General features: G+C 50.9%; 20 protein-coding genes. 10 read left to right on the forward strand and 10 right to left on the reverse strand.

What is annotated here, in order from left to right:
- The gene (fdnG, locus tag ACJHYW_RS22685; RefSeq protein WP_012602895.1) at nt 1–3051 is read right to left on the reverse strand and encodes a formate dehydrogenase-N subunit alpha; all 3051 of its coding nucleotides are present in this window, start codon (nt 3049–3051) and stop codon (nt 1–3) included.
- A 193-nt stretch (nt 3052–3244) separates the two neighbouring features.
- On the opposite strand from fdnG, the gene fdhD reads away from it, so the two are divergent.
- The 4 genes from fdhD to ACJHYW_RS22705 all read left to right on the forward strand — a co-directional run bounded on the left by fdhD (nt 3245) and on the right by ACJHYW_RS22705 (nt 9784).
- The gene (gene fdhD, locus ACJHYW_RS22690) at nt 3245–4081 is read left to right on the forward strand and encodes a formate dehydrogenase accessory sulfurtransferase FdhD (RefSeq protein WP_000753588.1); all 837 of its coding nucleotides are present in this window, start codon (nt 3245–3247) and stop codon (nt 4079–4081) included.
- Nucleotides 4082–4390: 309 nt separating this feature from the next.
- A complete protein-coding gene (locus ACJHYW_RS22695; protein WP_000105770.1) occupies nt 4391–6226 on the forward strand; it encodes an ATP-binding protein in 1836 nt (611 codons plus the stop codon).
- Nucleotide 6227: 1 nt separating this feature from the next.
- Nucleotides 6228–8534: a hypothetical protein gene (locus ACJHYW_RS22700; protein WP_000355937.1), complete on the forward strand. Its 2307-nt coding sequence runs from the start codon at nt 6228–6230 to the stop codon at nt 8532–8534.
- A gap of 194 nt (nt 8535–8728) precedes the next feature.
- Complete coding sequence (locus tag ACJHYW_RS22705) at nt 8729–9784, forward strand: YiiG family protein (protein WP_001330210.1); 1056 nt, start codon at nt 8729–8731, stop codon at nt 9782–9784.
- Between the two features lie 49 nt (nt 9785–9833).
- Here ACJHYW_RS22705 and ACJHYW_RS22710 read toward each other — a convergent pair whose 3' ends face one another.
- The 4 genes from ACJHYW_RS22710 to ACJHYW_RS22725 are packed head-to-tail and all read right to left on the reverse strand — an operon-like array spanning nt 9834 to nt 14550.
- Nucleotides 9834–11582 (reverse strand): putative frv operon regulatory protein, encoded by a 1749-nt coding sequence (locus ACJHYW_RS22710; RefSeq protein ID WP_000931361.1) that lies wholly within the window; start codon nt 11580–11582, stop codon nt 9834–9836.
- Nucleotides 11582–12652, reverse strand: a complete 1071-nt coding sequence (locus ACJHYW_RS22715; protein WP_001019504.1) for an aminopeptidase — start codon at nt 12650–12652, stop codon at nt 11582–11584. Before ACJHYW_RS22715 ends, ACJHYW_RS22710 begins: the two co-directional genes overlap by 1 nt.
- Nucleotides 12642–14093 carry a PTS fructose-like transporter subunit IIBC gene (locus tag ACJHYW_RS22720; RefSeq protein ID WP_000445997.1) on the reverse strand — a complete coding sequence of 484 codons (1452 nt, stop codon included), beginning with the start codon at nt 14091–14093 and terminating at the stop codon, nt 12642–12644. Before ACJHYW_RS22720 ends, ACJHYW_RS22715 begins: the two co-directional genes overlap by 11 nt.
- A gap of 10 nt (nt 14094–14103) precedes the next feature.
- The gene (locus ACJHYW_RS22725) at nt 14104–14550 is read right to left on the reverse strand and encodes a PTS fructose transporter subunit IIA (protein ID WP_000729610.1); all 447 of its coding nucleotides are present in this window, start codon (nt 14548–14550) and stop codon (nt 14104–14106) included.
- 476 nt (nt 14551–15026) lie between these two features.
- On the opposite strand from ACJHYW_RS22725, the gene ACJHYW_RS22730 reads away from it, so the two are divergent.
- A complete protein-coding gene (locus ACJHYW_RS22730; RefSeq protein ID WP_000749944.1) occupies nt 15027–16421 on the forward strand; it encodes a carbohydrate porin in 1395 nt (464 codons plus the stop codon).
- 40 nt (nt 16422–16461) lie between these two features.
- On the opposite strand, the gene rhaM is transcribed toward ACJHYW_RS22730, so the two are convergent.
- The 4 genes from rhaM to rhaB all read right to left on the reverse strand — a co-directional run bounded on the left by rhaM (nt 16462) and on the right by rhaB (nt 20612).
- Nucleotides 16462–16776: an L-rhamnose mutarotase gene (rhaM, locus tag ACJHYW_RS22735; RefSeq protein ID WP_000619501.1), complete on the reverse strand. Its 315-nt coding sequence runs from the start codon at nt 16774–16776 to the stop codon at nt 16462–16464.
- Between the two features lie 9 nt (nt 16777–16785).
- Nucleotides 16786–17610 carry a rhamnulose-1-phosphate aldolase gene (gene rhaD / locus ACJHYW_RS22740; protein WP_001179755.1) on the reverse strand — a complete coding sequence of 275 codons (825 nt, stop codon included), beginning with the start codon at nt 17608–17610 and terminating at the stop codon, nt 16786–16788.
- Between the two features lie 276 nt (nt 17611–17886).
- Entirely contained in the window at nt 17887–19146 is a 1260-nt protein-coding gene (gene rhaA, locus ACJHYW_RS22745; protein WP_001361707.1) for an L-rhamnose isomerase, read from the reverse strand.
- Complete coding sequence (gene rhaB / locus ACJHYW_RS22750) at nt 19143–20612, reverse strand: rhamnulokinase (protein ID WP_000144063.1); 1470 nt, start codon at nt 20610–20612, stop codon at nt 19143–19145. The genes rhaA and rhaB overlap by 4 nt, the downstream gene beginning before the upstream one ends.
- Nucleotides 20613–20899: 287 nt before the next feature.
- On the opposite strand from rhaB, the gene rhaS reads away from it, so the two are divergent.
- Together rhaS and rhaR are read left to right on the forward strand one after the other, a co-directional pair.
- Nucleotides 20900–21736 carry an HTH-type transcriptional activator RhaS gene (gene rhaS, locus ACJHYW_RS22755; protein ID WP_000217156.1) on the forward strand — a complete coding sequence of 279 codons (837 nt, stop codon included), beginning with the start codon at nt 20900–20902 and terminating at the stop codon, nt 21734–21736.
- 73 nt (nt 21737–21809) lie between these two features.
- Nucleotides 21810–22658: an HTH-type transcriptional activator RhaR gene (rhaR, locus tag ACJHYW_RS22760; RefSeq protein ID WP_024179500.1), complete on the forward strand. Its 849-nt coding sequence runs from the start codon at nt 21810–21812 to the stop codon at nt 22656–22658.
- Here rhaR and rhaT read toward each other — a convergent pair.
- Nucleotides 22655–23689 carry an L-rhamnose/proton symporter RhaT gene (gene rhaT, locus ACJHYW_RS22765; protein WP_000063508.1) on the reverse strand — a complete coding sequence of 345 codons (1035 nt, stop codon included), beginning with the start codon at nt 23687–23689 and terminating at the stop codon, nt 22655–22657. The genes rhaR and rhaT overlap by 4 nt on opposite strands.
- Nucleotides 23690–23973: 284 nt before the next feature.
- Between rhaT and sodA the strand changes: the two genes are divergently transcribed.
- The 3 genes from sodA to yiiM all read left to right on the forward strand — a co-directional run bounded on the left by sodA (nt 23974) and on the right by yiiM (nt 26660).
- Entirely contained in the window at nt 23974–24594 is a 621-nt protein-coding gene (gene sodA / locus ACJHYW_RS22770) for a superoxide dismutase [Mn] (RefSeq protein WP_001361705.1), read from the forward strand.
- A gap of 259 nt (nt 24595–24853) precedes the next feature.
- On the forward strand, nt 24854–25837 hold the full coding sequence (gene kdgT, locus ACJHYW_RS22775; protein WP_001166063.1) for a 2-keto-3-deoxygluconate transporter: 984 nt from the start codon (nt 24854–24856) through the stop codon (nt 25835–25837).
- A 148-nt stretch (nt 25838–25985) separates the two neighbouring features.
- A complete protein-coding gene (gene yiiM, locus ACJHYW_RS22780) occupies nt 25986–26660 on the forward strand; it encodes a 6-hydroxyaminopurine reductase (protein ID WP_001270277.1) in 675 nt (224 codons plus the stop codon).
- The last annotated feature ends 119 nt before the right edge of the window (nt 26661–26779 follow it).

Consider the following 26779-nt stretch of genomic DNA (forward strand, 5'->3'; position numbering starts at 1 on the left):
TTACACCTTTTCCACATTCACAAGGAAGGACTTAAACTCCGGCGTCTGCGTGTTCGCATCACCGACGAATGGCGTCAACGTATTGGCAATAAAGCCTTTTTTCGCAACACCTTCATAGCCCCAGTGAATCGGAATACCGATGGTATCGATATCTTTGCCGTTTGCTTTCAGCGTGCGAATACGTTTGGTCACTACCGCTTTGGCTTTGATATAGCCACGGTTGGAGGAGACTTTCACAGTATCGCCCTGGGCAATGCCAAGTTTATTCGCCAGCGACTCCCCGATTTCCACAAACTGCTCTGGTTGCAAAATCGCGTTCAACAGCGCGTGTTTGGTCCAGTAGTGGAAGTGCTCGGTCAGACGATAGGTGGTTCCGACATACGGGAACTTATCGGCTTTACCCAATGCTTCGGCGTCGTCTTTAAAGATTCGCGCAGCCGGGTTCGAGATAACGTTTGGATGCAGCGGGTTAGTTCCCAGCGGCGTTTCAAACGGCTCGTAGTGTTCCGGGAACGGACCTTCCGCCATCTTATCGAGGGCAAACAGACGTCCCATGCCTTCCTGCTGCATGATAAACGGCCCTACGCCGCTGCCCGGAGGCGCTGCGCTGTAATCCGGAATATCCCAGCCGGTCCACTTAGTGCCGTCCCATTTCAGCAACTGACGCTTCGGATCCCATGGGTTACCCTGCGGATCTGCGGAGGCGCGGTTATACAGAATGCGGCGGTTAAGCGGCCATGCCCATGCCCAGCCCAGCGTGTTACCGAGGCCAGACGGATCGGCGTTATCACGACGCGCCATCTGGTTGCCTTCCGGCGTCCAGCTACCGGCGAAAATCCAGCAGCCACAGGAGGTTGTACCGTCATCGCGCAGTTGGGCGAACGAGCTAAGTTGTTGGCCTTTCTTGACGATAACCGCACCGGTTGCCGGGTCGGTAATATCGGCCAGCGCTTTGCCGTTGCTCTCCATCGCCACTTCTTCTGAAGATGGCTCATGCGGAATGGCGTAGTTCCAGGTCATGTTCAGCACCTGGTCCGGGTTCGCGCCACCCTGTTCGGCATACATCTTGCGCAAGCGCAGGAAGATACCGGAGAGGATCTCGCCGTCAGTCAGCGCAATCCCCGGGGCGTCCGCACCTTTCCAGTGCCACTGCAACCAGCGACCAGAGTTGACGATTGAACCGTTCTCTTCCGCAAAGCAGGTCGATGGCAGACGGAACACTTCGGTCTGGATCTTCGACGAGTCAACTTCGTTCAGCTCACCGTGGTTCTGCCAGAAGTTAGAGGTTTCAGTGTTCAGCGGGTCGATAGTCACGAGGAATTTCAGCTTCGACAGACAGCCGATCACTTTGTTTTTGTTCGGGAATGAGGCAACAGGGTTAAAGCCCTGGCAGATATAGCCATTGACCTTGCCCTCTTTCATCATCTCGAAGTATTGCAGGACGTCGTAGCCTTTATCCCACTTCGGCAACCAGTCAAAGCCCCAGCTATTTTCCGCCGTCGCTTTATCACCAAAGAAGGCCTTCATCATAGAGACGAAGAATTTCGGGTAGTTGCCCCAGTAGTTGACCTGGCCTTCCAGCAGTGGTTTTGGCGTGTTGGCAGCGAGGTAAGTTTGCAGATCGGTCTGCTTCTCGCTTGGCAACGTCATGTAACCTGGCAGACTCTGCGACAGTAGCCCCAGGTCGGTCAGCCCCTGAATATTGGAGTGACCGCGCAGGGCGTTAACGCCGCCGCCTGCCATCCCCATGTTGCCGAGCAGCAGCTGGATCATCGCCATCGTACGAATGTTTTGCGCACCAATGGAGTGTTGCGTCCAGCCGAGCGCGTAAAGGAACGAGGCAGTTTTATCGTGAGCACTGGTTTCGGCGATGTATTCGCAGACTTTCAGGAACGCGTCTTTTGGCGTACCGCAGATGTTTTCAACCACATCTGGCGTATAACGGGAAACGTGCTGTTTCAGCAAGTTCCACACGCAGCGCGGATGTTGCAGCGTGGTATCGCGTTTGGCGAAGCCGTTTTCGTCCAGCTCGTAGGTCCAGCTGGATTTATCGTACTTGCGTTTTTCCGCGTCGTAGCCGGTGAACAGGCCATCTTCAAAGCCGTAATCCTCACGCACGATCAGGCTGGCGTTGGTATAGGCTTCGGTGTATTCGCGGTTGAATTTTTCATTGTTCAGCAGGTACAGCAATACGCCTGACAGGAAAGCAATGTCAGTACCGGAACGAATAGGGGCATAGTAGTCAGCCACCGCCGCCGTACGTGTAAAGCGAGGATCGATCACAATCAGCTTCGCGCCGTTGTGAATTTTGGCTTCCATCGCCCAGCGGAACCCGACCGGGTGAGCTTCAGCGGCGTTACCGCCCATCACCACGACGAGGTTGGCGTTCTTGATGTCGACCCAGTGGTTGGTCATCGCACCGCGACCAAATGTTGGAGCAAGACTTGCTACCGTTGGTCCGTGTCAGACACGCGCCTGGTTGTCGACCGCGAGCATCCCCAGCGCGCGGGAGAATTTTTGCGTTAAATAGCCGGTTTCGTTACTCGACGCGGAAGCACACAGCATCCCGGTGGAGAGCCAGCGGTTAACAGTCACGCCTTCGGCGTTTTGCGCAATGTAGTTCGCATCGCGGTCTTCTTTCATCAGTTTGGCGATGCGATCAAACGCCTCTTCCCAACTGATTTGTTGCCATTTATCAGAACCTGGCGCACGGTATTCCGGAAACTTCAGGCGGCTTTCGGAGTGGATGAAATCCACCAGGCCAGCGCCTTTCGGACAAAGTGCACCGCGGTTGACCGGGTGATCCGGATCGCCTTCGATATGGAAGATAGATGCTTTGGCGTTTTTTGCTCCGTCACCGAGGCTGTACATCAACAGCCCACAGCCTACGGAACAATAGGTGCAGGTATTACGGGTTTCGCGGGTGCGCAGCAGTTTATACTGCCGGGTTTCCGCGAGTGCTACGCTGGGTGCAAAACCCAGTGCCGCTGCCGTGGTGCCTGCCATACCGCCAGCGCAGATCTTAAAGAACTGCCTTCTGCTGACCTGCATGGATTGCTCCTTGTTTCGACATTGTCACGTCCCATTTACATTCGCTTGCTGCGTGTGCAGGGAGTGGGAGTTATTTTTCTTTGCGGAAGGGGCCGCAAAGGTCCAGAATTGGCTCAATTTCCCTCCATCCAGGAAGGGTTTGTAACAGAATACCATAATGTTGGTGTGTGTGTTCTTATCTGGTTAAGAGAAAGTGAAAAAAACACAGCAAAAAGAAATCGAAAATGTGACAAATATCACAGGTGTTCGTCAAATTGAGTTATGGCGGCGTGATGATTTACAACACCCACGGTTAGATGAGGTGGCGGAAGAGGTTCCCGTTGCGCTGGTCTACAACGGCATTTCGCATGTGGTGATGATGGCGTCGCCCAAAGACCTTGAGTACTTTGCGCTCGGTTTTTCGCTTTCCGAGGGGATAATCGAAAGTCCGCGCGATATCTTTGGCATGGATGTCGTTCCTTCCTGTAATGGTCTTGAAGTTCAAATTGAGCTTTCCAGCCGCCGCTTTATGGGGTTGAAGGAACGTCGCCGGGCGCTGGCGGGGCGTACGGGCTGTGGCGTATGCGGCGTGGAGCAACTTAATGACATCGGTAAACCGGTGCAGCCGCTGCCATTCACCCAGACGTTTGATCTCAACAAACTGGATGATGCATTACGTCATCTCAATGATTTCCAGCCAGTGGGGCAACTGACTGGTTGTACTCACGCCGCTGCATGGATGTTGCCATCTGGCGAACTGGTCGGCGGGCATGAAGACGTGGGTCGCCATGTGGCGCTGGACAAACTGTTAGGCCGCCGGTCACAAGAAGGGGAAAGCTGGCAGCAAGGTGCGGTGCTGGTTTCCAGCCGTGCCAGTTATGAAATGGTGCAAAAGTCAGCGATGTGTGGCGTAGAGATTTTGTTTGCGGTATCTGCCGCGACCACACTTGCTGTAGAAGTGGCTGAACGCTGTAATCTGACACTGGTAGGTTTTTGTAAACCGGGTCGGGCAACGGTTTATACTCATCCGCAGCGATTGATTCATAATTAAAGAAATACCGCAATTCTGATTCTGGATTGCGGTTTTATTTTTCTATTAAATAATCCTCAATATATTATTCAGCATTCAAATAATAATTTCACCACAAGAAATTATCTCGTTAACTCCGGGTTATATCGATATACTCCAGTCGCATTAATCCTTTAAGAATTAATCATTATTTATATAAGACATTTTGTTTTAATCATCGCGTCAATAAATAAATGTTTCCGATGAGTGAATGAAATAACAAACCTTGCACCGGTTGTAAAAACAGCGATGTATTTTCAATAGTAGGTGATGGATTATGAGTATTGAAAAATGAGTACATTACAGTTACCTGGTAGTTCATATTCTACAGAAGTTAATTTAAACGGCTTAATTGAGGTGCTCAGTAAGCATCTTTACTCCACTCCCGTGGTTGCCGTGCGCGAGCTGGTGCAGAACGGCCATGATGCGATCGTTCGCCGCAGGATTGAGCAGCCCGATGCGCCAAAGGATAACGCGATTCGTGTGGTGGCAGACGTGGCGAAGTCCACTATCACTATTAGCGATACTGGCGCTGGACTGACAGAAAGTGAAATTCACGGCTTCCTGGCGACAGTAGGCGTGGGTTATACCCGAATGTTGCGCCAGCAGGATGACAACACCGGTTTAATTGGTATGTTCGGCCTCGGTTTTTTGTCGGCCTTTGTGTTGGCGAAAGAGGTCACGGTGTTGACCACATCCTGGCAAACGCCGGATCAGAGCTGGAAATACCACTCTACCGACGGGCAAAAATATACCGTTACGCCGCATCAGTCCTCGGAAACGGGTACGCAGGTGATTCTGACGCTCAAAGAAGAGTACAGCCATCTGGCGAGTAACAATTTGCTGAACCGCGTTCTTTCCCGCTACTGTATATTGCTGCACGAACCGGTCTATGTCGGCGATGCCAGCGAGCCGGTAAATAAACTTCAACCACCGTGGCGTGAAGTTGCCCCCGAAGGCGTAACCATGCACCGCGCGCTGGTACAGCGTAAAAATCTCGCCTTTGCCGCCCAGTTTGAATCCTCCTTCGAACCGATTTGCACCATTCCGGTGGTGCCCGTGGGGATGAGCGACGCGGTTGGGATTTTATGGATTCAGGATGGCGCAACCTACGGCACCAGCGATAACCGCAACCTGTCGCTGTTTTTGCGCGGTATGTTACTGGATGATGAAGCGCGTGAGTTGTTACCTCCCTGGGCCGGATTTATTGGCGGCGTGATTGAGTCATCGAAACTAACGCCTACGGCGAGCCGGGAAGATCTCCAGCGGGACGAAACCTGGGTTGCGGTGCAGGAGGCGTTAAAAGAGGCGCTGATTTCTGGTTTGTCCGATCTCGCACAAAATCAGCCAGAAATCTGGCGGCGTGTATTAATGCGCCACAACGAAGCGTTGCTCGGTGCGGCATTATGTGATGACCGTCTGTTTGATTTGCTCAAAGATCGCTTGCAGGTGCCAACGTCAAAAGGGGCGTTGCTGGCGAAGGATTTACGCGTTAATAACAGCATTCATATTCTGTTAAGCCGCGACGGCGGTTTTGAAGAGATGTTGTTCCACATTCTGCAACGGCCCGTTGCCCGTGGCGATCGCTATGCCGTCGTGCCATTTTTACGTCGCTGGGCGCTGTTATATCACTGCCGGATTGTCGAAGTCGGTACGCAAACAGGTAATGAGCAGTTGTTCAGCCTGGCGGAATTACCCGAAGAGCAGGTAGCTTATCTGGAAGAGCATCTCTGCGATGGCGAGCAATTAATTATCTCCCGCTTCGAACCCGCCGTTTTACCGTTAGTGGTTACGCCAGACCGCGAAGCAGAATTAAAACAAATTCTCGAACAGGATGACGCAGATAAACGCATCAGCACCGCAGCGTTAATGCTGGCGCGGCAATTTACTTCACAAATCCAAAAAACGAAAACCTCAAGTTTATACATCAACCTTAATAACCCTTGCATCATGCAACTGGTGACGGCATTACAACACCAGCAACAGCCCGCAGCGGCATTACGCTTATTAAAATCGCTGAAAGTGATTTTGTGCTCCAGCGGTAATAAAGAACAGCATTGGGATTTACACCAGGCACTGGAAGATTTTACTCAGGTTATTCCTGTCTTAATTAATCAAGGAAAATAAAATGGATATATGGGAGTGGTATCACAAATATACTAAGGAGTTACGCGATGCCGGGCAGGAGTATATTCCGCAACTTATCGATGATTATTCGGAAGGCGTTATGCACCTGCAAATGGAAAAGTGCGATTCGCTGTTACCTGAAGTAAAAGCACTTACCCAGGTGGCAAAAAATCCGTGGCTGGAAATATTTATTGGTCACTGGGAAATGCGTCATCGCCTGACTAACTATGAAGAAGGTGAAAAGGTGCTGCCAGACGTGGTAGCGCTGTTTGAAAAAGCGCACCGGGAAGAGACAAAAGATTGCCCACAATCTATCTGCGTTACCCAGGATTTATCCGCCTGCTACGAAAATATTGATGCACCTGGCTGGGCGAATGAACGTATGGCGGTATGTGAAGAAACCATCGCGCGGATTGATCCGACCTGGAGCTGTTTTCAGTGTTTGTCCACTGAATATGCCAGTGCACTGATAGATTCCAAAAGAATAGAGGAGGCACTGGCTTATCTGGATCGACAAATCGACGCAGTTAAAGCAGCCGGGGAAGATGATATTGATGCATTACTTTATACTCGTGCCGATATTCTGATTGAACTTCAGCGTTATGATGAAGCACGCATACTGATTGATGAGCTGACAGAAGCCAATGATTACTGGGGCCGCGACCGCATTAGTAATCACCTCAAAAAACTGTACATCATGGCGTTATGCGGGCAGGACGAAGAAGTCTGGGAGGAATTACCGCGTTGGTCAGATCTGACTCCCCATTCATGGGGGTCATGGCTGAAAATCATTACTGTGTTACTTCCCCGTCATCCACAAAGAAACAACTGGCAACTGGCGCGCATCATCCAAAAAATACTGGAGCACCGCTCGCAGGCCGGAGCGCACCGCAAAGTGGTTGATCTGGCGAAACTGCAAATTACCCTGGCGCTGGAGCGTGAATCCGTCTGGGTTGCCAAAATAGCGATGAAACTGGCCCAGCGACACATGCCAAAATTACGCGTGTTACTGGGGGTTGATCGTGAGTTTCTCGAACTGAGTGAAAAAATCGCCGCCAAAGAAGCAGAGTTGCTTGCTCGTCCGGTTGTAGAAATACCTGAAAATAGCGATGAAGAAACGCAGCCAGATCCAGAAAAAGACGTCGAAACATTCCGCCGCGCTTACCTGAACGCGCCAGATGATGCGGAATTGCTGGGCAAACTGGTCAATGCGTTAAACGCCTGTAATGCGATTGATGAGTCGATTGAACTTCTGCAACGCTACGTCGAAAGCCACATCCAGGAAGATAATGGTCTTTGCTTCGATCTGTTGGATTTATTGCTCCACCGTGACGATCTGCAAACCATTGAGCACCTGGCGAAGCAGTATGAACAGGCGGGGCTGCTACATATGGCCTTGTGGTTCCGTGCGCGAGTGATCAACCAACAGGAAGACTGGAGTGAACTCGAGTCGATTGGGCACCAGTTGCTGCAAAACGAAAAAGGGCGTGAGTGGATCGGCGTTTATCGCATGTGCTCCTGGGCAGCACAAAAACAGGAAGCCTGGGATCGACAGCTGGATTATTTACAACAATTGCAGCAACTGATGATTAGCCGTGAAGAAGATATTCGTAATATCCAGTGGGATATCATGGCGACCGCCAGCATCCTGCAACAATGGGAATTGGTTCGTGCTATTGCAGCTGAACTGGAAATCGAACTTACGGAAGGTGAAGGTTTTATCGACGAAAAATGGGGACTGCTAAACATTCGCTTCCGGGAAAATTATGAATACCGCTATTACTATGCTCAACGTATTGGGCCGGTAACAGCAAGGATCATTGAGCCAACTTACCGGACCGATTATCCGCAACATGTTGATGAAGTTGTGGTATTCGATGCGGAAATATTGAACACCCAACCAGAGGATGAGGAAGAACGGAAGAATTTCACGCCACTTTATGCCTGCCTGCAAACCATTATCCCGACTGAGTACGGCGAGTCCTGGTTCTGCGAAGGTGTCATGCCTGGTGAAGAACAGTTTAATGCCTTCCGTGAGGCGCTCCGTGAACGAAACTGGTACTACTGGAGCAACAGTAACGAGGACTATACGTTAACGGACAGCCAGCAGGGAGAAGATGCACAGCCGCTGCCCGCGTTCTACTTTGTTATCAGCGCGCCGCGTTCAGTTTCTAAAGGTGATATCGATAAGACCTTGCACGAATTGACCGCTGACTGGGAACATCCGTTGTGCTGGTGGCGTCTTGCCAAAGAAGCCGGGGCGAATGAAGAGAAGCATGCTGCTATTTCTGAACGTTATGGAATGTAGGTGAGAGTTTATATCCTGCGCCAGTGGTAGAGCGGGTAATTAAAATCGCTTCCTGCGATTTATATTTTAAGTCGCAGGAATTATTCGGAGTGTGAATGATTTCGGTTTGTTTATAAGCAAAATGTGTATAGTGACGGATCATTTTTTCATTTAAAATATTATCTCTCTTATCTAAATATTTATAAGGCAATTAAATGAAAAGGAATTTATTATCTTCCGCTATTATAGTCGCCATCATGGCCCTCGGTCTCACGGGTTGTGATGATAAAAAAGCCGAAACAGAAACGCCCCCGCCTGCCAATAGTCAACCTGCCGCACCAGCTCCTGAAGCGAAACCTGCTGAAGCTCCCGTTGCAAAAGCAGAAGTTAAACCTGAAACGCCTGCCCAACCGGTGGTCGATGAACAAGCGGTTTTCGACGAAAAAATGGATGTCTATATCAAGTGCTACAACAAGTTACAGATCCCGGTACAGCGCAGTCTGGCGCGTTATGCTGACTGGCTGAAAGATTTTAAACAGGGGCCTACCGGTAAAGAGAGTACTGTTTATGGCATCTACGGCATTAGTGAATCCAGCCTCGCTGAGTGTGAAAAAGGCGTAAAAAGTGCTGTGGCGTTAACGCCTGCGCTGCAACCTATTGATGGCGTAGCGGTGAGTTATATCGATGCTGCCGTGGCGTTGGGTAATACCATTAACGAAATGGATAAATATTACACCCAGGAAAATTATAAAGACGATGCTTTTGCGAAAGGGAAAACGCTGCACCAGACATTCTTAAAAAATCTGGAAGCCTTTGAACCTGTAGCCGAATCTTATCATGCGGCGATCCAGGAAATTAATGATAAGCGTCAGCTTGCGGAATTGAAAAATATTGAAGAAAGAGAAGGGAAAACATTCCACTACTACTCTCTGGCAGTCATGATTTCAGCGAAACAAATTAATAACCTGATTTCGCAAGAGAAGTTTGATGTTGATGCGGCAATGAAGAAAGTCTCTGAACTGGAAACGCTGGTGGCGCAGGCCAAAGAAGCGGATAAAGGCGGCATGAATTTCTCGTTTATTAATTCGGCAGGCCAGTATCAACTCGAGGCTAAAAAATACGTTCGCCGCATCAGAGATAAAGTCCCGTACTCTGACTGGGATAAAGAGCAACTTCAGGACGCAAACTCAAGCTGGATGGTCGAAGACTCTTTCCCGAGAGCATTACGCGAGTACAACGAAATGGTCGATGATTATAATCGCCTGCGTTAAACGTTTTTGATGATAAATGCAGTGTCGGATGCGGCGCATCCGACACAGTTCACCCCTTGTGAAGTAACTCCATAAATGCCTCATATCCTGTTAACCCGGCAATAACCTCTGCCGGATGCTGACACAATACGCTGGCAAGATAGCTAAATATTTTTAGCTCATGACGCGCATCGGCGGCGGCGCAGGCGATCAAAACATGGTTAATGACTTCGTTATTCACCTCAACTGATTGGGCGAGGGTAATAAAAAATCCACGAAAACGTCGCTCCTGTTCGCTCCAGCAATGTGGGATGGCGAGGCGATTAACAATCAGGTTTTCACCTTCGCCTTCGCGGGCGATGATCCGTTGCGCTTCATCGACGGTAATATGGTGTTGTGCGACTAATTGAGCACAAATTTGCCGGGTAATATGTTGCCAGCTTTCACCGCGTACATTCGAATAATGAAAACTTCCGGGGGCAGAGAAAAAACGCTCCGGTTGCTGGCGAATAAATGCCGTCGCCAGAAAATGTTTTATTTGTTCGATACCGGCAGCCGTAATGATATTTTTTACGATGATGCAATTATTGACCGCGTCATCCAGTAAATAATGGCTGTTATTAATGATCAATAACGGCTCAATCTCTTCGCGAATGGCAACCAGTTCGCTTACGCTGCGGGCAATAATCACCCGACAATTCAGGACATCGCGCTCAATGGCGAGCTGATTAATAGTAGCAATCGCGTTCTGATCAGAGAGCAAAATGATCGGCTGGCGTTCGTTTTGATGCCGCTCCAGCGCACAGGCAAAATACAAGCCGATCAGATCGCTGTCGAAAAGGGGAATATCGAGCTGTTCACGCAGTAGCGTAATAAAGTGCAGACTCATATCAAAGGCCGCAGGCCAGGCGACTTTCAGGTTATTCATGCTGCTTTGGCGGTGCTCAGCAATCCATACTGGTGCGGCAAGGCAACGTAATAAATGCCCGGTAATATTCTCAACCAGCTGCGTATCAATAATATTCAATGACGCGATGCCCGGCACCCTTTGCAGCAACCCCTGCACATTATCGGCAGAAATTACCTGTGCTTGCTGATGCTGTTTCTCTATCAAACCTGTCAGGGTTCTTACAGCGTTATCACCAAGAAACATGCCGCTTTGTTCAACGATTTGTTTTATCTCGTCACCGGGATATTCAGGCCATGTGTCAGTAAGCTGATTACGCAACGCGTAAATAGCCAGAATCAGGCTTGAGAGATAGTCGCTTTGCATCAGCGGCCAGCGACGTTGCTTTTCGCAGGCGGTGGTTAATTGTTGAAAATTGTCTCGTGTTACGCCCGACAGCGGAATTAAAAACGGATCTTTGCGTAAAAGATTCGCCAGCAAAATAATGCGTTTCTCTTCTGTCTCATCAATGAAATGGCCCAAACCAGGGCGACTAGCGAGACAAAAACCGCGTTCATAGCGCTGTTTCAGGCGGGGCAGGCGCTCTGCTACCCACGTTTCTGGCAAATTAAGCGTCGAGGCGAGTTGCGCACGGGGAGTGAAAGTATTCAGTAATAACAGCGCCAGCAGCCGATCGTCGTTATCGTGCTTTTGCAGCAACTGAAAAAAGCTGCGACGCTCAAAAATTTCCAGTTGGTAGCCCGCGCTGCCGCTGGTAGTGATGCGGGCTTTGCCGTTGAGGGTAAAGTTGAGATAGTCAATATCACGCAGGATGGTCCTGCCGGAAACGCCAGTCTGTTGCGCCAGCTCGCCAGGCGTGCGCGGCTGTTGCTCCAGCAGATCGACAATCTTTAACTGGCGTTCGTTTAGCATTAGCTCACCTGACGGAACTGGCTAAACGCGTTGACTTTCTCCGCGGTTAAGGTGGTCAGAAAATCCCTTATCAACGTGAGCAGAGCATCGTAATCGGCTTTTGAAATCATACCGCTATTGGCGTGCAGATAACGCGTTGGCAGACACAGCGCGACAACTGGACGCCCGCCGCCCATCACGTTGTAGCGCCCGCCATCCGTCGCTCCGGTTTTCATGGTGGAACATTGCAGCGGTAAATCGTTATGTGCGGCACAGTTTTTTAACGCAGCTACCAGTTTCTGGTTGGGGAAGTAGCGCTTGTCAAACAGCATCAGCCCCGGCCCCTGGCCCAGTTTCAGCGGATATTTAATGTTATCAATGCCTGGAACATCGCCCGCGACAGCGGTATCCAGCACGATCACCACATCCGGTTTAATGTGTTCAGCCGAGGTTTGTGCCCCGCGTAGCCCAACTTCTTCTTCCACACTGCCAACGCCATAAAGCGTAATTTCGGGGTTATTTACTGTCTGTAGTAGCTCGACCATCATTGCGCAGCCGATGCGGTTATCCAGCGCCTTGCCGACCACTTTATCTTCGCCCCAGCAGGCAAAATTGGCTTCCGGGCTAATAAAATCGCCAATTTCCACGCCGCGTTTTTCCACCTCTTCGCGACTGTTCGCGCCAATATCAATGAACATTTCATCAAATGACAGCGGTTGTTGCTTTTGCTTTTCGGTTAACGCATGTGGGGCGACGGAGCCAATTACACCAGGGATTTTCACTCCCTTGTGTGTGCGTATGGTTACCCGGTGATTGAGCATCGACTGATTCCACCAGCCGCCAATGGTGGTAAAACGCAGAAAACCGCTCTCGTCGATGTGGGTGACCATAAAGCCGACTTCATCCATATGCCCGACAACGGCAACTTTCGGCCCTTTATTCCCCTTACGGGTAACAAAGCTGCCCAGACCATCGAAGGTGATCTCATTCACGCAGGGTTCCAGCGTGTTTATCAGAATGTCGCGAACTTCCTGTTCATCGCCGCTGACGGCGCTGGCTTCGCACAACTGTTGCAGTAACTCAATGTTCATGGACAAGCTCCTGTTGCGCAGCTTTGGCTTTGCGGCGTAACCATAATCCTTTCAGGACGATAATGAATGAAATGTTCAGCGCGAGGCCAATCGCCAGCACCAGATAAAACGAACCTACCGGTGACATCAGGCCGATCAGCGGGTCAAAGATACCCAAACCAGGTGCCAGTCGTTTGATTCCGAAAGCGATCACCAGCACGCCGGTAATGCCGCCCGCCAGCGTATTGGCGGTGATCATTGGCAGTGGTGCCGCCAGAGCGTAAGGAATAGCCGGTTCGGTCGCGACCGTGGCACCGACCACAATGGCACTACTGGCAGCCTCTTTTTCCTGTCGGGTAAACAGTTTGGGCGCAATGAACGTCGCAAGACCCGCCGCGACGGGCGGCATCAGCGCGACAACGCCGACGATGGCGTACCAGTCGTAAATGTGTTTTTCCAGCAGTGAGAAGCAGAAGAACCAGGCGGTTTTATTGATAGGGCCGCCCATATCGAACGCCAGCATCGCACCGACCAAAAACGCTGCCGCAAACTTCATTGACGGAGGAATGGTGTTCAGGAAGTGCAGCAACCCGCCCATGAGGTCGGACATCACCGGTCCGATAACGTAGTAAGTCAGTACGCCGAAAACCAGCAGAGTGACGAACGGGATCAGCATGGAACCGAGCAGCGGTTGTAATGCTTTGCCAAGGCGCACTTTACGGAACCAGAAGACGAAATAGCCAATCGCCAGCCCCAGCACCACCGCGCCGAGGAAGCCCGCGCCAGACTGGGTGCCGAGCAGGGCTTTGTCATTCGCCAGATAGCAAACCAGAAACGCCGGAGCGAAAGCGGGTTTATCGGCAATCGACGAGGCAATATAAGCGCCCATGATGGGGATCATAAAGGTGAAGCCGAGATAACCGATGGATTCAACCACCCAGGTAAACGACGGCGCACCTTTCGACATATCGGTATACGGCAAACCGAACTGCACCAGCATGTTGGCAAGCGCCACCAGGATACCGCCACCGATGACAAACGGCAGCGCCGCAGAAACACCCGCCATCAGATGGCTCATTACGCTGCCACTTTGCACTTCCTGCTTGCCGAGCTTCACGCCGCTATCTGCGGCAAAAAGTTGTGAGTTTGTCGGTAATTCACTGAAAATCTGGTCGATATTTTTCAGCGCCTGGGAGATGGCAATCTCATAAACCTTTTTCCCGGCAAATCGCGCGCGATCATCACCGCTCAGGCCACGCCCGGTAGCGAGAATCACGTAATCGGCAGCGGCAATCTCTTCGCTGGATAAGCGGTTTTCGACGCCGTTGGATCCTTGAGTTTCAACTTTAATGGTATGACCGAGAGAACGGGCTTTCTGTTCCAGGGCTTCCGCCACCATGTAGGTGTGAGCGATCCCGGCGGGGCAGTTGGTGATCGCGACAATACGTAAGGATGACTCCATCGCCACGTCCTTATGAGCTGAGGGTTTGATTTAACAAAGCAAGCACCTGGTCGGCGTCGCCCTGTCGCAGTTGGTCGATAAAATCCTGGTGGATAATTTTGCGGCACAGCGTGCCGATGATTTTGACCTGTTCCTCTTCGCCACTTTGTGGCACGCCGAGGCAGATCCAGCAATTGACGTCTTCGCCATCGCTGGCCTGCCAGTCAATGGCCTGCGTTTTGCGGGCGAATAACACGAACGGTTGTTTAACGCAGGCGCTTTTACCGTGCGGCACGGCGACACCGGAACCAAATCCCGTGGAGTGCATTTTTTCGCGCAGCAGCAGGGTTTGCAGGAACTGGTGTGAGTCGGTGATAAAACCGTTTTGTAACGCCATTGTCGCCAACTGCTTCAGAACGGAATAAGCGCCATTGCCCTGAATATTCAGGTCAATACAGCTTGCAGTAAGTGCTGCCATTATTGGATTCCATGAAAAAATATTATAGTTAATTGTAACGGCGGGGCGGTTTTGTGATGAGCGCGGATATGTCGTGAAGTCGTGACAATATAAGGCAGAGTGAAGGATAAATTTTGCAGTGTAAGGCACATATTGATGGGAAAAATAAATGCCGTGAATAAAAAATCATTATTTAATGATGTTGTGAATGTTTAACTGCCGCACATGTTTTGCAGCAAGGTTATTTATATTTGTGGCTTATGAGTCAGCGTGAATTATATCTAATATTTTTTACGATATTTGGTTAAAAACGGCACTATTGTTATATTCCTCACGTTCCAGGAAATCAGCGGATTTACTCATATTATGCAGCAGGATACTATCCATCGGCCTGCTGAAGTTGGATTAAAAATTCGAAAGTGCACACCTTATATTTCTCTATATACGTATTCCTTTTGGAAAGCGTAGGGTCTCTTTTATTTCAGGGAACGTAAATAATGAAAAAATCGACATTATCTTTAGCCATCGGTTTATTATTGGCATGTAGTACCGGAATGGCAAAAACACAGCATTTAACGCTGGAACAACGCATGGCATTGCTGGAAGAACGCCTGGAAGCGGCAGAAATGCGGGCAGCAAAAGCAGAGAGCCAGGTTAAACAGCTGCAGACACAACAAGCCGCTGAGATCCGCGAAATTAAGGCTGCCCAGGGCAATACGCCGGTAAATGGACAGGCAACGGCGGAATCTGCAAAGAAAAATTCCACCTCACCTAATCTTTTGCTCTCAGGTTATGGCGATTTAAAAATCTACGGCGACGTAGAATTTAATATGGATGCGGAAAGTAATCATGGCCTGCTGGCAATGACCAACGCTGATGTGAATAGCGATCCCACTAATGAACAGTGGAATCTCAATGGTCGTATTTTGTTAGGTTTTGATGGTATGCGAAAACTGGATAATGGCTATTTCGCCGGGTTCTCCGCACAACCGCTGGGGGATATGCACGGTTCAGTAAATATCGATGATGCGGTTTTCTTCTTTGGCAAAGAAAACGACTGGAAGGTCAAAGTAGGCCGTTTTGAAGCCTACGATATGTTCCCGCTGAATCAGGATACCTTTGTTGAACATTCCGGTAATACTGCGAACGATCTTTATGACGATGGCAGCGGTTATATCTATATGATGAAAGAGGGCCGCGGGCGTTCTAACGCTGGCGGTAATTTCCTCGTCAGCAAACAACTTGATAACTGGTATTTTGAATTAAACACGTTACTTGAAGACGGAACATCTTTATATAATGACGGTAATTATCATGGACGCGATATGGAGCAGCAGAAAAATGTTGCTTATCTGCGTCCGGTAATTGCCTGGTCGCCGACAGAAGAATTCACCGTTTCCGCAGCGATGGAAGCGAACGTGGTAAATAATGCTTATGGTTATACCGATAGCAAGGGTAATTTTGTCGATCAGTCCGATCGTACCGGCTATGGTATGAGCATGACCTGGAATGGCCTGAAAACGGATCCGGAAAATGGCGTCGTGGTTAATCTTAATACCGCCTATTTAGATGCTAATAATGAGAAAGATTTCACTGCCGGGATTAACGCGCTGTGGAAACGTTTCGAGCTGGGTTATATCTACGCGCACAATAAGATTGATGAATTCAGCGGTGTAGTTTGTGATAACGACTGCTGGATTGATGATGAAGGGACGTACACCATTCACACCATTCATGCGTCTTATCAGTTCGCTAATGTGATGGATATGGAGAACTTTAATATTTACCTCGGGACGTATTACTCCATTCTGGATAGCGACGGTGATAAAAAACACGGTGATGATACTGATGACCGTTACGGCGCACGCGTTCGCTTTAAATACTTCTTCTGATGAAGGCGCGGTGCTGGATATTTTCCGGCACCGCAACTCATTAAGGCAGGTAAAACACTTCATGCAGCTCGCTACTGACTGGGCTGTTATCCGGGTTAGCTGGCATAACGTCGGTCATATATTTCCACCAACGTTGGCAAACATCAGTACTGGCTACCGCATTCCACCGTTCTTCAGATTCAATCTCTACCGTGGCAAACAGCAGATTACGCGCTTTGTCGAGGTAAATGGCGTAGTTATGTGCACCGTGAGATTTCAACACTGCTTCCAGTTCCGGCCAGATGGGATTATGCCGACGCTGATACTCTTCGTGGGCGTCGGGGTTAACCTGCATGACAAAGGCTTTGCGGATCATATTTGCTCCTTACAGCGCCAGCGCACTGGCAAGTGGTGTAACGCCGAAACGCTGGCCGAGTGCTATCAGCTCTTCACGACTGATGGTCTGTTTCATGCCGCCCATCGAATAAACCTTCACTAATACTTGTGCTGATTTTTCTGCGGTGTCGATTAAACCGAATGTTTCATCCAGTGTCGGACCGCTGCCGAAGACGCCGTGGAAGGGCCACAACACCAGCGAATGTTTTTGCATTTCCTGTGCGGTCGCCTGGCCGATTTCGTCCGTGCCGGGCACCATCCACGGCAAAATGCCGACGCCATCCGGGAACACTACCAGACATTCGGTGCTGCCTTCCCACAGTTGGCGAGTGAAGACCGCGGTGTCGTTTTCCAGTACGTAGGTAAGGGCGATCAGGTTGGTGGCATGGCAGTGCATGATCACCCGATCTTTACCGTTGGTGGCTTTAATGCGCTCGCAATGAGAGAGAAAGTGAGCCGGAAGTTCGGATGTCGGGACGGCTTCGTTGGTTAACCCCCAGAGAATATGGTAGCCCGCGCCGTCGCTGTCGACTTTTACGACGCCTAAGTTAGCCGCAGGATCAAGCTGGACGTTACGGAAGAATTTGCCGGAGCCGGTGACAATAAACGGTGTATTTGCCAGTAAAGGCATGGGCTGGCTGAGCGGGATATAGCGCGGTTGTGCATGAAAGTTGCCGTGATAAGGCGCGATATCGGCGTCATCCAGGCGCAGCGTCAGGTTACCACCATTGCGCTCGTCCCAGCCTTTCAGCCAGGCGTCGGTGGTGGCTTTGATCATTCCCTGGACAAACCAGGACTGGGTAATGTTTTGCATGTTCTGTGTTCCTGTTAATTGGACGTCCGTGCCTGTTGCCGGATGTACGATCTGTAGGCCGGATAAGGCACTCGTGCCGCATCCGGCAATCAATGCCTGATGCGACGCTGTCGCGTCTTATCAGGCCTACAACTATTGCCGACCCGTAGGCCGGATATGGCGCTCGTGCCGCATCCGGCAATCAATGCCTGATGCGACGCTGTCGCGTCTTATCAGGCCTACAACTATTGCCGACCCGTAGGCCGGATAAGGCACTTGTGCCGCATCCGGCAGTGTTTACCCGCGGCGACTCAAAATTTCTTTCTCATAAGTCCGCACGTTCTCCAGCCATTCGCTACCCGCTGGCGTATCGTGACGCTGACAATACATTTCCCATACCGCCTGCCACGGCAACGATTTCTGCTCTTCCAGTAGCGCCAGACGCGCAGTGTAATCGCCCGCCGCTTCCAGCTTGCGTAGCTCAGTGGTAGGTTCCAGCAACGCACGCAGCAGGGCTTTTTTCATATTGCGCGTACCAATGACCCATGCGGCAATGCGGTTGATAGAGGCATCAAAGAAATCGAGACCGATATGTACCCGGTCGAACAGATCGTGACGAACAATCTCACTGGCAATCGCCTGAGTTTCATCATCCAGTAGCACTACGTGATCGCTGTCCCAGCGAACCGGACGGCTGACGTGCAGTAGCAACTGCGGCACATACAGCATGGCGGCGGAAATCTTGTCGGAAATCACTTCAGTCGGGTGGAAATGCCCGGCGTCCAGGCACAGCGCCGTCTGGCGGCTGGTGGCATACCCCATGTAAAACTCATTGGAGCCAACCGTGTAGCTCTCCGCGCCAATACCAAACAATTTGCTCTCAACGGCGTCGATATGGTGCGCCGGATCCAGCTTCTCGCTGATCACCTCATCCAGAGCTGCCAGTAAACGCTGGCGCGGGGCGAGACGGTCAACGGTGATATCTTTCATGCCATCCGGGATCCAGATGTTCATCACCGACGGTGTGCCGAGTTGCTCGCCAAAATAGGCTGAAACACGGCGGCTGGCCTTGCAGTGATCAATCCAGAACTGGCGAATACTGTCGTCGGCATGGGAAAGCGTAAAGCCATCGGCGCTTAGCGGATGCGAAAAACAGGAGGGGTTAAAATCCAGACCGAGCTGATTGGTTTTCGCCCATTCAACCCAGTTTTTGAAGTGCTCTGGTTTGATTTGGTCGCGCGCGACTGGCGTATCTGATTCCAGATAGATGGCATGTAAATTCAGCCGTTTCGGACCCGGAATCAGCCGCATAGCCTGTTCCAGATCGGCACGTAGCTCGCTGGCATTACGCGCTTTGCCCGGATAATTACCAGTAGCCTGAATCCCACCGGTCAGCGAACCTTCCGGGTTTTCAAAACCGGAAACATCATCGCCCTGCCAGCAGTGCATTGAAACGGGTAAATGATCAAGTTGGCGCAGCGCCTCCTCGACATCAATCCCTACTGCCGCGAAACGCTGTTTCGCCAGCTCCCAGGCCTGTTCCAGTTGAGTGGTCATGCGCAAAGCTCCTTTGTCTGTCGTGTAGAGTGAATCTGCGCCACATAGTGGGCAATTTCACTGTCAGGATTAGGGGTAAAGGTGGTCAGATTCGCGGTGGTGCTGACGACCTGACGGAAATCATCCACATTGTTGAGTTCATCCAGCGTCATTAACTGGATGCCGATATTGCCGAGCGTCGAGGCTTCAACAGGCCCTGCGATCACTCGAATACCGCAGGCATCGGCACACAGCTGGTTGAGCAGCGTGTTCTGGCAGCCACCGCCGACAATATGCAGTTGTGAGAAATCTTCACCGCGCAGTTGCGCCAGCTCATGCAACACATCGGCATACAGCAGCGCCAGACTGTCGAAAATACAGCGCGCCAGTTCAGCATCACTTTCCGGGATTGGTTGCGCCGTTTCCCGACACGCAGCCTGAATTTCGCTGCACATCTCGTCAGGATTAATAAAGCGATCGTCATTGGGATTGATGGTGAAGCGGCAAGCCGGCAGTGCCTGTGTCGCGGCGATAAGCGCCGGAAGATCGTTGATTTGCCGCTCCTGAAGCACCCGCTGAAGCAGCCATAAGCCCATAATATTTTTCAGCACCCGATAGCGACCTTCCGCCCCGCCTTCATTGGTGATGTTGGCTGCCAGCGCTGTGTCATTGGTAAATGGTGTCTGGCTTTCGAAGCCCATCAATGACCAGGTGCCAGAAGAGAGATAAGCGGCGCGTGAACCGTTTAACGGCGAGGCGATAACCGCGCTGGCGGTGTCATGGCTGGCAACGGAGACGACAGGAATCTCATTACCTTGCGGGCAAATCCAGTGACCAATGACATTACCCGGATGCGTCGGGCGACCAAACCAGGCTTTGTTGGCACCGCTCCACGCCAGTAGCGACTCGTCCCAGTCGTCGCTATTGATATTGACCAGTTGCGTGGTGGTGGCGTTGGTATATTCCCAGTTCATCTTGCCGGTCAGGCGATAACTGAAGTAATCCGGCATCAGCAGAGCGTGAGCAATGTGTGGAATAAGCTCAGGTTGTTGCTCCGTCAGCGCACGCAACTGATAAAGCGTATTGAAGGGCAGAAACTGGATGCCGCTACGCTGATAAATATCGCGTTTGCCGAGTTGCTGTTGTGCCTGCGTCATCAGGCCATGGGTGCGGCTATCGCGATAAGCAACGGGCAGACCCACACGCTTACCCTGTAGGTCGAGCAGCACAAAGTCCACGCCCCAGGTATCAATCCCAATGCTATCGATACGAATCCCTTCCTCGCACACCTTGTTTAATCCAAGGCGAATGGCACTTTCCAGGCTATCCACATCCCAGGTGACATAACCGTTCTGGCTATGCAGGCCATTGTTAAAACGATGGATTTCGCGCAGCGTCAGGCTGCGGCATTCACGCTCGTAACGCGCCAGCATCACGCGCCCACTGGATGCGCCGAGATCGACGGCGACACAATTGCGAAAGGTCATAATGTGATCCTGCTGAATTTCATTACGACCAGTCTAAAAAGCGCCTGAATTCGCGACCTTCTCGTTACTGACAGGAAAATGGGCCATTGGCAACCAGGGAAAGATGAACGTGATGATGTTCACAATTTGCTGAATTGTGGTGATGTGATGCTTACCGCATTTCCTGAAAATTCACGCTGTATCTTGAAAAATCGACGTTTTTTACGTGGTTTTCCGTCGAAAATTTAAGGTAAGAACCTGACCTCGTGATTACTATTTCGCCGTGTTGACGACATCAGGAGGCCAGTATGACCGTATTACATAGTGTGGATTTTTTTCCGTCTGGTAACGCGTCCGTGGCGATAGAACCCCGGCTCCCGCAGGCGGATTTTCCTGAACATCATCATGATTTTCATGAAATTGTGATTGTCGAACATGGCACGGGTATTCATGTGTTTAATGGGCAGCCCTATACCATCACCGGTGGAACGGTCTGTTTCGTACGCGATCATGATCGGCATCTGTATGAACATACCGATAATCTGTGTCTGACCAATGTGCTGTATCGCTCGCCGGATCGATTTCAGTTTCTCGCCGGGCTGAATCAGTTGCTGCCACAAGAGCAGGATGGGCAGTATCCGTCTCACTGGCGCGTTAACCACAGCGTATTGCAGCAGGTGCGACAGCTGGTTGCACAGATGGAACAGCAGGAAGGGGAAAATGATTTACCCTCGACCGCCAGTCGCGAGATCTTGTTTATGCAATTACTGCTCTTGCTGCGTAAAAGCAGTTTGCAGGAGAACCTGGAAAACAGCGCATCACGTCTCAACTTGCTTCTGGCCTGGCTGGAGGACCATTTTGCCGATGAGGTGAATTGGGATGCCGTGGCGGATCAATTTTCTCTTTCACTGCGTACGCTACATCGGCAGCTTAAGCAGCAAACGGGACTGACGCCTCAGCGTTACCTGAACCGCCTGCGACTGATGAAAGCCCGACATCTGCTACGCCACAGCGAGGCCAGCGTTACTGACATCGCCTATCGCTGCGGATTCAGCGACAGTAACCACTTTTCGACGCTTTTTCGCCGAGAGTTTAACTGGTCACCGCGTGATATTCGTCAGGGACGGGATGGTTTTCTGCAATAACGCGAATCTTCTCAACGTATTTGTACGCCATATTGCGAATAATCAACTTCGTTCTCTGGCCGAGGTAGCCACGGTGGCGCATCAGTTAAAACTTCTCAAAGATGATTTTTTTGCCAGCGACCAGCAGGCAGTCGCTGTGGCTGACCGTTATCCGCAAGATGTCTTTGCCGAACATACACATGATTTTTGTGAGCTGGTGATTGTCTGGCGCGGTAATGGTCTGCATGTACTCAACGATCGCCCTTATCGCATTACCCGTGGCGATCTCTTTTACATTCATGCTGACGATAAACACTCCTACGCTTCCGTTAACGATCTGGTTTTGCAGAATATTATTTATTGCCCGGAGCGGCTGAAGCTGAATCTTGACTGGCAGGGGGCGATTCCGGGATTTAGCGCCAGCGCAGGGCAACCACACTGGCGCTTAGGTAGCATGGGGATGGCACAGGCGCGGCAGATTATCGGTCAGCTTGAACATGAAAGTAGTCAGCATGTGCCGTTTGCTAACGAAATGGCTGAGTTGCTGTTCGGGCAGTTGGTGATGTTGCTGAATCGCCATCGTTACACCAGTGATTCGTTGCCGCCAACATCCAGCGAAACGTTGCTGGATAAGCTGATTACCCGGCTGGCGGCCAGCCTGAAAAGTCCCTTTGCGCTGGATAACTTTTGTGATGAGGCATCGTGCAGTGAGCGCGTTTTGCGTCAGCAATTTCGCCAGCAGACTGGCATGACCATCAATCAATATCTGCGGCAGGTCAGAGTGTGTCATGCGCAATATCTTCTCCAGCATAGCCGCCTGTTAATCAGTGATATTTCAACCGAATGTGGCTTTGAAGATAGTAACTATTTTTCGGTGGTGTTTACCCGGGAAACCGGGATGACGCCCAGCCAGTGGCGTCATCTCAATTCGCAGAAAGATTAATTCGCCATGCCCATGCCGACGATGTTGGCGGCGACAATAATCACCACACAACCGAGGCTCAACACCGTTACCGGACGGCGACCTGCATTGTTCCACTCTTTCAGCACCAGCCCGACGATACCGCCGCACAATACATAGAAGCTCATATGCAGCATCCAGCTGATGTAGTCATACTGCGCCGGAATACGCGCGTGGCCCCAGGCATAGAAAAAGAATTGCAGATACCACATCAACCCGCCCAGTGCTGAGAGTAACACATTGTGAATGATCAGCGGTTTTGCCAGCGAGAAGTCGGCTTTTAGCGACAAATCCTTCACTTTTGCCAGACGAATGAAGCAGAAACCGAGGTTAATGATCGCGCCGCCGCCCATGATGACAACATAGCTTGGCAGAGCGACATACAGTGGATCGACGCCCAGTGCGGCAGCTGCTTCATGCATCGGTTTTGCGGCGTTCATCGCAAAGGACATCCCGGCAGAGAAAATGCCGCACATCACCGCCAGCACCAGCCCTTTTTTCAGGTTGAACTCTTCGGCTTTAATGCCCATCTTGCGCTCTTTCAACTGCCCGGCGCGAGTCACAATCCCTACGCCAATCAGCGCCACCAGAACGCCGAGCAACGTCATGCGTCCGCCTTCGGTATTAATCAGAACATCGAAATTGCCGTTGATAATTGGCGTCATCAGCGTACCGACAATCAACGTAATGCCAATGGCGATGCCAATTCCCATCGACATGCCGAGATAACGCATGGTCAGGCCGTAGTTGATATTACCGATCCCCCACATAGCGCCGAACAGAAAAACAGGCAGCAGCGTAGAGAGACTAAACGAGCTGTAATACGCCCAGAAATTCGGCAGTAACAGGGCGCTGATGGCCCACGGCAGAATAATCCACGAAACAATCCCACCAACTGACCACATGGTTTCCCATGACCATTTTTTTACTTTTTTGAACGGAGCGTAAAAACAGGCTGCACTGGCCGCGCCGATCAAATGCCAAAATATCCCCATCGTAATCGCGTTACTCATCTTCTTATCCTCATCATTTTTCGTCGCGTCACATCTCCGACGAGATGAGTGTAAAAATCGTGCTGTCGATTAACCTTTCGCCTGTTGCCGCCGCTGCCGATTTACTGGCAATCACGGCATTAAGTGGGTGATTTGCTTCACATCTTGGGCATTTTCCTGCAAAACCATACCCTTACGAAAAGTACGGCATTGATAATCATTTTCAATATCATTTAATTAACTATAATGAACCAACTGCTTACGCGGCATTAACAATCGGCCGCCCGACAATACTGGAGATGAATATGAGCTATACCCTGCCATCCCTGCCGTATGCTTACGATGCCCTGGAACCGCACTTCGATAAGCAGACCATGGAAATCCACCACACCAAACACCATCAGACCTACGTCAACAACGCCAACGCGGCGCTGGAAAGCCTGCCAGAATTCGCTAACCTGCCGGTTGAAGAGCTGATCACCAAACTGGACCAGCTGCCAGCAGACAAGAAAACCGTACTGCGCAACAACGCTGGCGGTCACGCTAACCACAGCCTGTTCTGGAAAGGTCTGAAAAAAGGCACCACCCTGCAGGGTGACCTGAAAGCGGCTATCGAACGTGACTTCGGCTCCGTTGATAACTTCAAAGCAGAATTTGAGAAAGCGGCAGCTTCCCGCTTTGGTTCCGGCTGGGCATGGCTGGTGCTGAAAGGCGATAAACTGGCGGTGGTTTCTACTGCTAACCAGGACTCCCCGCTGATGGGTGAAGCTATTTCTGGCGCTTCCGGCTTCCCGATTGTGGGCCTGGATGTGTGGGAACATGCTTACTACCTGAAATTCCAGAACCGCCGTCCGGACTACATCAAAGAGTTCTGGAACGTGGTGAACTGGGACGAAGCAGCGGCACGTTTCGCGGCGAAAAAATAATCATTTGCCGCCTGCTGCAATGAGGCGTTTACGTCGCATTGCAGCTTAAAAAATGAACCATCGCCAACGGCGGTGGTTTTTTTGTGATCAATTTCAAAATAAAAACAATGATCCGATAAAAATAAAACAGTGTTTCAATTGATGTGGTTTTGATCACTTTTATTGATCAAATGAATGTCTATCTTCGTTTCCATCAACACTGATGCTCCATTGAGGAATGACGCATCAGCCCTTAAAAATATGCCGACAGGTGATGGAAATGCAGATAAAACGCTCGATTGAGAAAATCCCGGGGGGGATGATGCTCGTCCCGCTATTCCTTGGCGCACTGTGCCACACCTTCTCGCCGGGGGCGGGGAAATATTTTGGATCATTCACCAACGGGATGATTACCGGTACGGTGCCCATTCTGGCGGTGTGGTTTTTTTGCATGGGGGCGTCAATAAAATTAAGCGCGACGGGAACGGTATTGCGTAAATCCGGTACGCTGGTGGTAACAAAAATTGCCGTCGCGTGGGTGGTTGCGGCAATTGCCTCGCGCATTATTCCGGAACATGGTGTTGAAGTTGGATTCTTTGCCGGACTTTCAACGCTGGCGCTGGTGGCGGCGATGGATATGACCAACGGCGGACTTTACGCTTCCATCATGCAGCAGTACGGCACAAAAGAAGAAGCTGGGGCATTTGTGTTGATGTCATTGGAGTCCGGGCCGCTCATGACGATGATTATTCTGGGCACTGCCGGGATTGCCTCGTTTGAACCGCATGTTTTCGTCGGCGCAGTATTACCGTTCCTGGTGGGCTTTGCCCTTGGGAACCTTGACCCTGAATTACGAGAATTTTTCAGCAAAGCGGTGCAGACGCTGATTCCATTCTTTGCCTTCGCGCTGGGCAATACCATTGATTTGACTGTAATTGCCCAGACAGGTTTGCTGGGGATCCTGTTGGGTGTGGCAGTAATTATCGTGACCGGTATTCCGTTGATTATCGCTGATAAATTGATTGGCGGTGGCGATGGCACTGCCGGAATTGCCGCTTCCAGTTCCGCAGGGGCCGCGGTAGCGACACCTGTGCTGATTGCAGAAATGGTGCCTGCGTTTAAACCGATGGCTCCGGCAGCAACTTCGCTGGTCGCGACGGCGGTCATTGTGACTTCGATTCTGGTGCCAATTCTTACCTCTATCTGGTCACGTAAAGTCAAAGCCAGAGCGGCGAAAATCGAAATTTTAGGTACGGTGAAATAAACCTGCTTCCTTAATCCCCACAGCCGGATGAACTAACGTTCGTCCGGTTTGCTATTGAGCTCCTGCCTGGATACATACCGCGAAAACAGCACGCCTGACATAAAATAAATATGGTCTAATGGGGAAATTTCTCGTGGAGAGGGAACAGATGCGATATCCGGTTGATGTATACACAGGCAAGATTCAGGCTTATCCCGAAGGCAAACCCAGCGCAATTGCCAAAATCCAGGTTGATGGTGAGTTGATGCTGACGGAGCTGGGGCTGGAAGGTGACGAGCAGGCGGAGAAAATGGTTCACGGCGGGCCAGACAGAGCGCTGTGTCATTATCCTCGTGAGCACTATCTCTACTGGGCGCGGGAATTTCCGGAACAGGCGGAGTTGTTTGTTGCGCCTGCGTTTGGTGAAAATCTCTCAACCGACGGTCTGACGGAAAGTAATGTTTATATGGGCGATATTTTCCGCTGGGGAGAGGCATTAATTCAGGTCAGCCAGCCGCGCTCGCCTTGCTATAAACTCAATTACCATTTTGATATCAGCGACATAGCGCAGTTGATGCAAAACACGGGTAAAGTGGGGTGGTTGTATAGCGTAATTGCACCAGGGTTGGTATCTGCTGATGCGCCACTGGAGTTGGTTTCCCGTGTCAGTGATGTGACCGTGCAGGAGGCTGCCGCCATCGCATGGCATATGCCGTTTGATGACGATCAGTATCACCGTTTACTCTCCGCCGCCGGGTTATCGAAAAGCTGGACGCGGACGATGCAAAAGCGCCGACTGAGCGGCAAGATCGAAGATTTTTCCCGCCGGTTGTGGGGAAAATAACCCCCGGAGTGTAGATACTGTTATGGCCTGCAAGTTTTTTCCTGGTCCGGTTTCCCGGATTGCAGGCATGCCAGACACAGCGCCGTCAGGCGCTGTTGTTTCATCCCTTCCGCGATTTT

The sequence above is a fragment of the Escherichia sp. WS3063 genome, assembly GCF_046486595.1.
In the GTDB taxonomy this organism is placed as follows: Bacteria; Pseudomonadota; Gammaproteobacteria; order Enterobacterales; family Enterobacteriaceae; genus Escherichia; species Escherichia coli.

What these genes read in the sequence shown, in the direction of transcription:
- ACJHYW_RS22695 (WP_000105770.1), top strand. Translation starts at nt 4,391, where the DNA reads ATGAGTACATTACAGTTACCTGGTAGTTCATATTCTACAGAAGTTAAT.
- ACJHYW_RS22700 (WP_000355937.1), top strand. Translation starts at nt 6,228, where the DNA reads ATGGATATATGGGAGTGGTATCACAAATATACTAAGGAGTTACGCGAT.
- ACJHYW_RS22705 (WP_001330210.1), top strand. Translation starts at nt 8,729, where the DNA reads ATGAAAAGGAATTTATTATCTTCCGCTATTATAGTCGCCATCATGGCC.
- ACJHYW_RS22710 (WP_000931361.1), bottom strand. Translation starts at nt 11,582, where the DNA reads ATGCTAAACGAACGCCAGTTAAAGATTGTCGATCTGCTGGAGCAACAG.
- ACJHYW_RS22715 (WP_001019504.1), bottom strand. Translation starts at nt 12,652, where the DNA reads ATGAACATTGAGTTACTGCAACAGTTGTGCGAAGCCAGCGCCGTCAGC.
- ACJHYW_RS22720 (WP_000445997.1), bottom strand. Translation starts at nt 14,093, where the DNA reads ATGGAGTCATCCTTACGTATTGTCGCGATCACCAACTGCCCCGCCGGG.
- ACJHYW_RS22725 (WP_000729610.1), bottom strand. Translation starts at nt 14,550, where the DNA reads ATGGCAGCACTTACTGCAAGCTGTATTGACCTGAATATTCAGGGCAAT.
- ACJHYW_RS22730 (WP_000749944.1), top strand. Translation starts at nt 15,027, where the DNA reads ATGAAAAAATCGACATTATCTTTAGCCATCGGTTTATTATTGGCATGT.
- rhaM (WP_000619501.1), bottom strand. Translation starts at nt 16,776, where the DNA reads ATGATCCGCAAAGCCTTTGTCATGCAGGTTAACCCCGACGCCCACGAA.
- rhaD (WP_001179755.1), bottom strand. Translation starts at nt 17,610, where the DNA reads ATGCAAAACATTACCCAGTCCTGGTTTGTCCAGGGAATGATCAAAGCC.
- rhaA (WP_001361707.1), bottom strand. Translation starts at nt 19,146, where the DNA reads ATGACCACTCAACTGGAACAGGCCTGGGAGCTGGCGAAACAGCGTTTC.
- rhaB (WP_000144063.1), bottom strand. Translation starts at nt 20,612, where the DNA reads ATGACCTTTCGCAATTGTGTCGCCGTCGATCTCGGCGCATCCAGTGGG.
- rhaS (WP_000217156.1), top strand. Translation starts at nt 20,900, where the DNA reads ATGACCGTATTACATAGTGTGGATTTTTTTCCGTCTGGTAACGCGTCC.
- rhaT (WP_000063508.1), bottom strand. Translation starts at nt 23,689, where the DNA reads ATGAGTAACGCGATTACGATGGGGATATTTTGGCATTTGATCGGCGCG.
- sodA (WP_001361705.1), top strand. Translation starts at nt 23,974, where the DNA reads ATGAGCTATACCCTGCCATCCCTGCCGTATGCTTACGATGCCCTGGAA.
- kdgT (WP_001166063.1), top strand. Translation starts at nt 24,854, where the DNA reads ATGCAGATAAAACGCTCGATTGAGAAAATCCCGGGGGGGATGATGCTC.
- yiiM (WP_001270277.1), top strand. Translation starts at nt 25,986, where the DNA reads ATGCGATATCCGGTTGATGTATACACAGGCAAGATTCAGGCTTATCCC.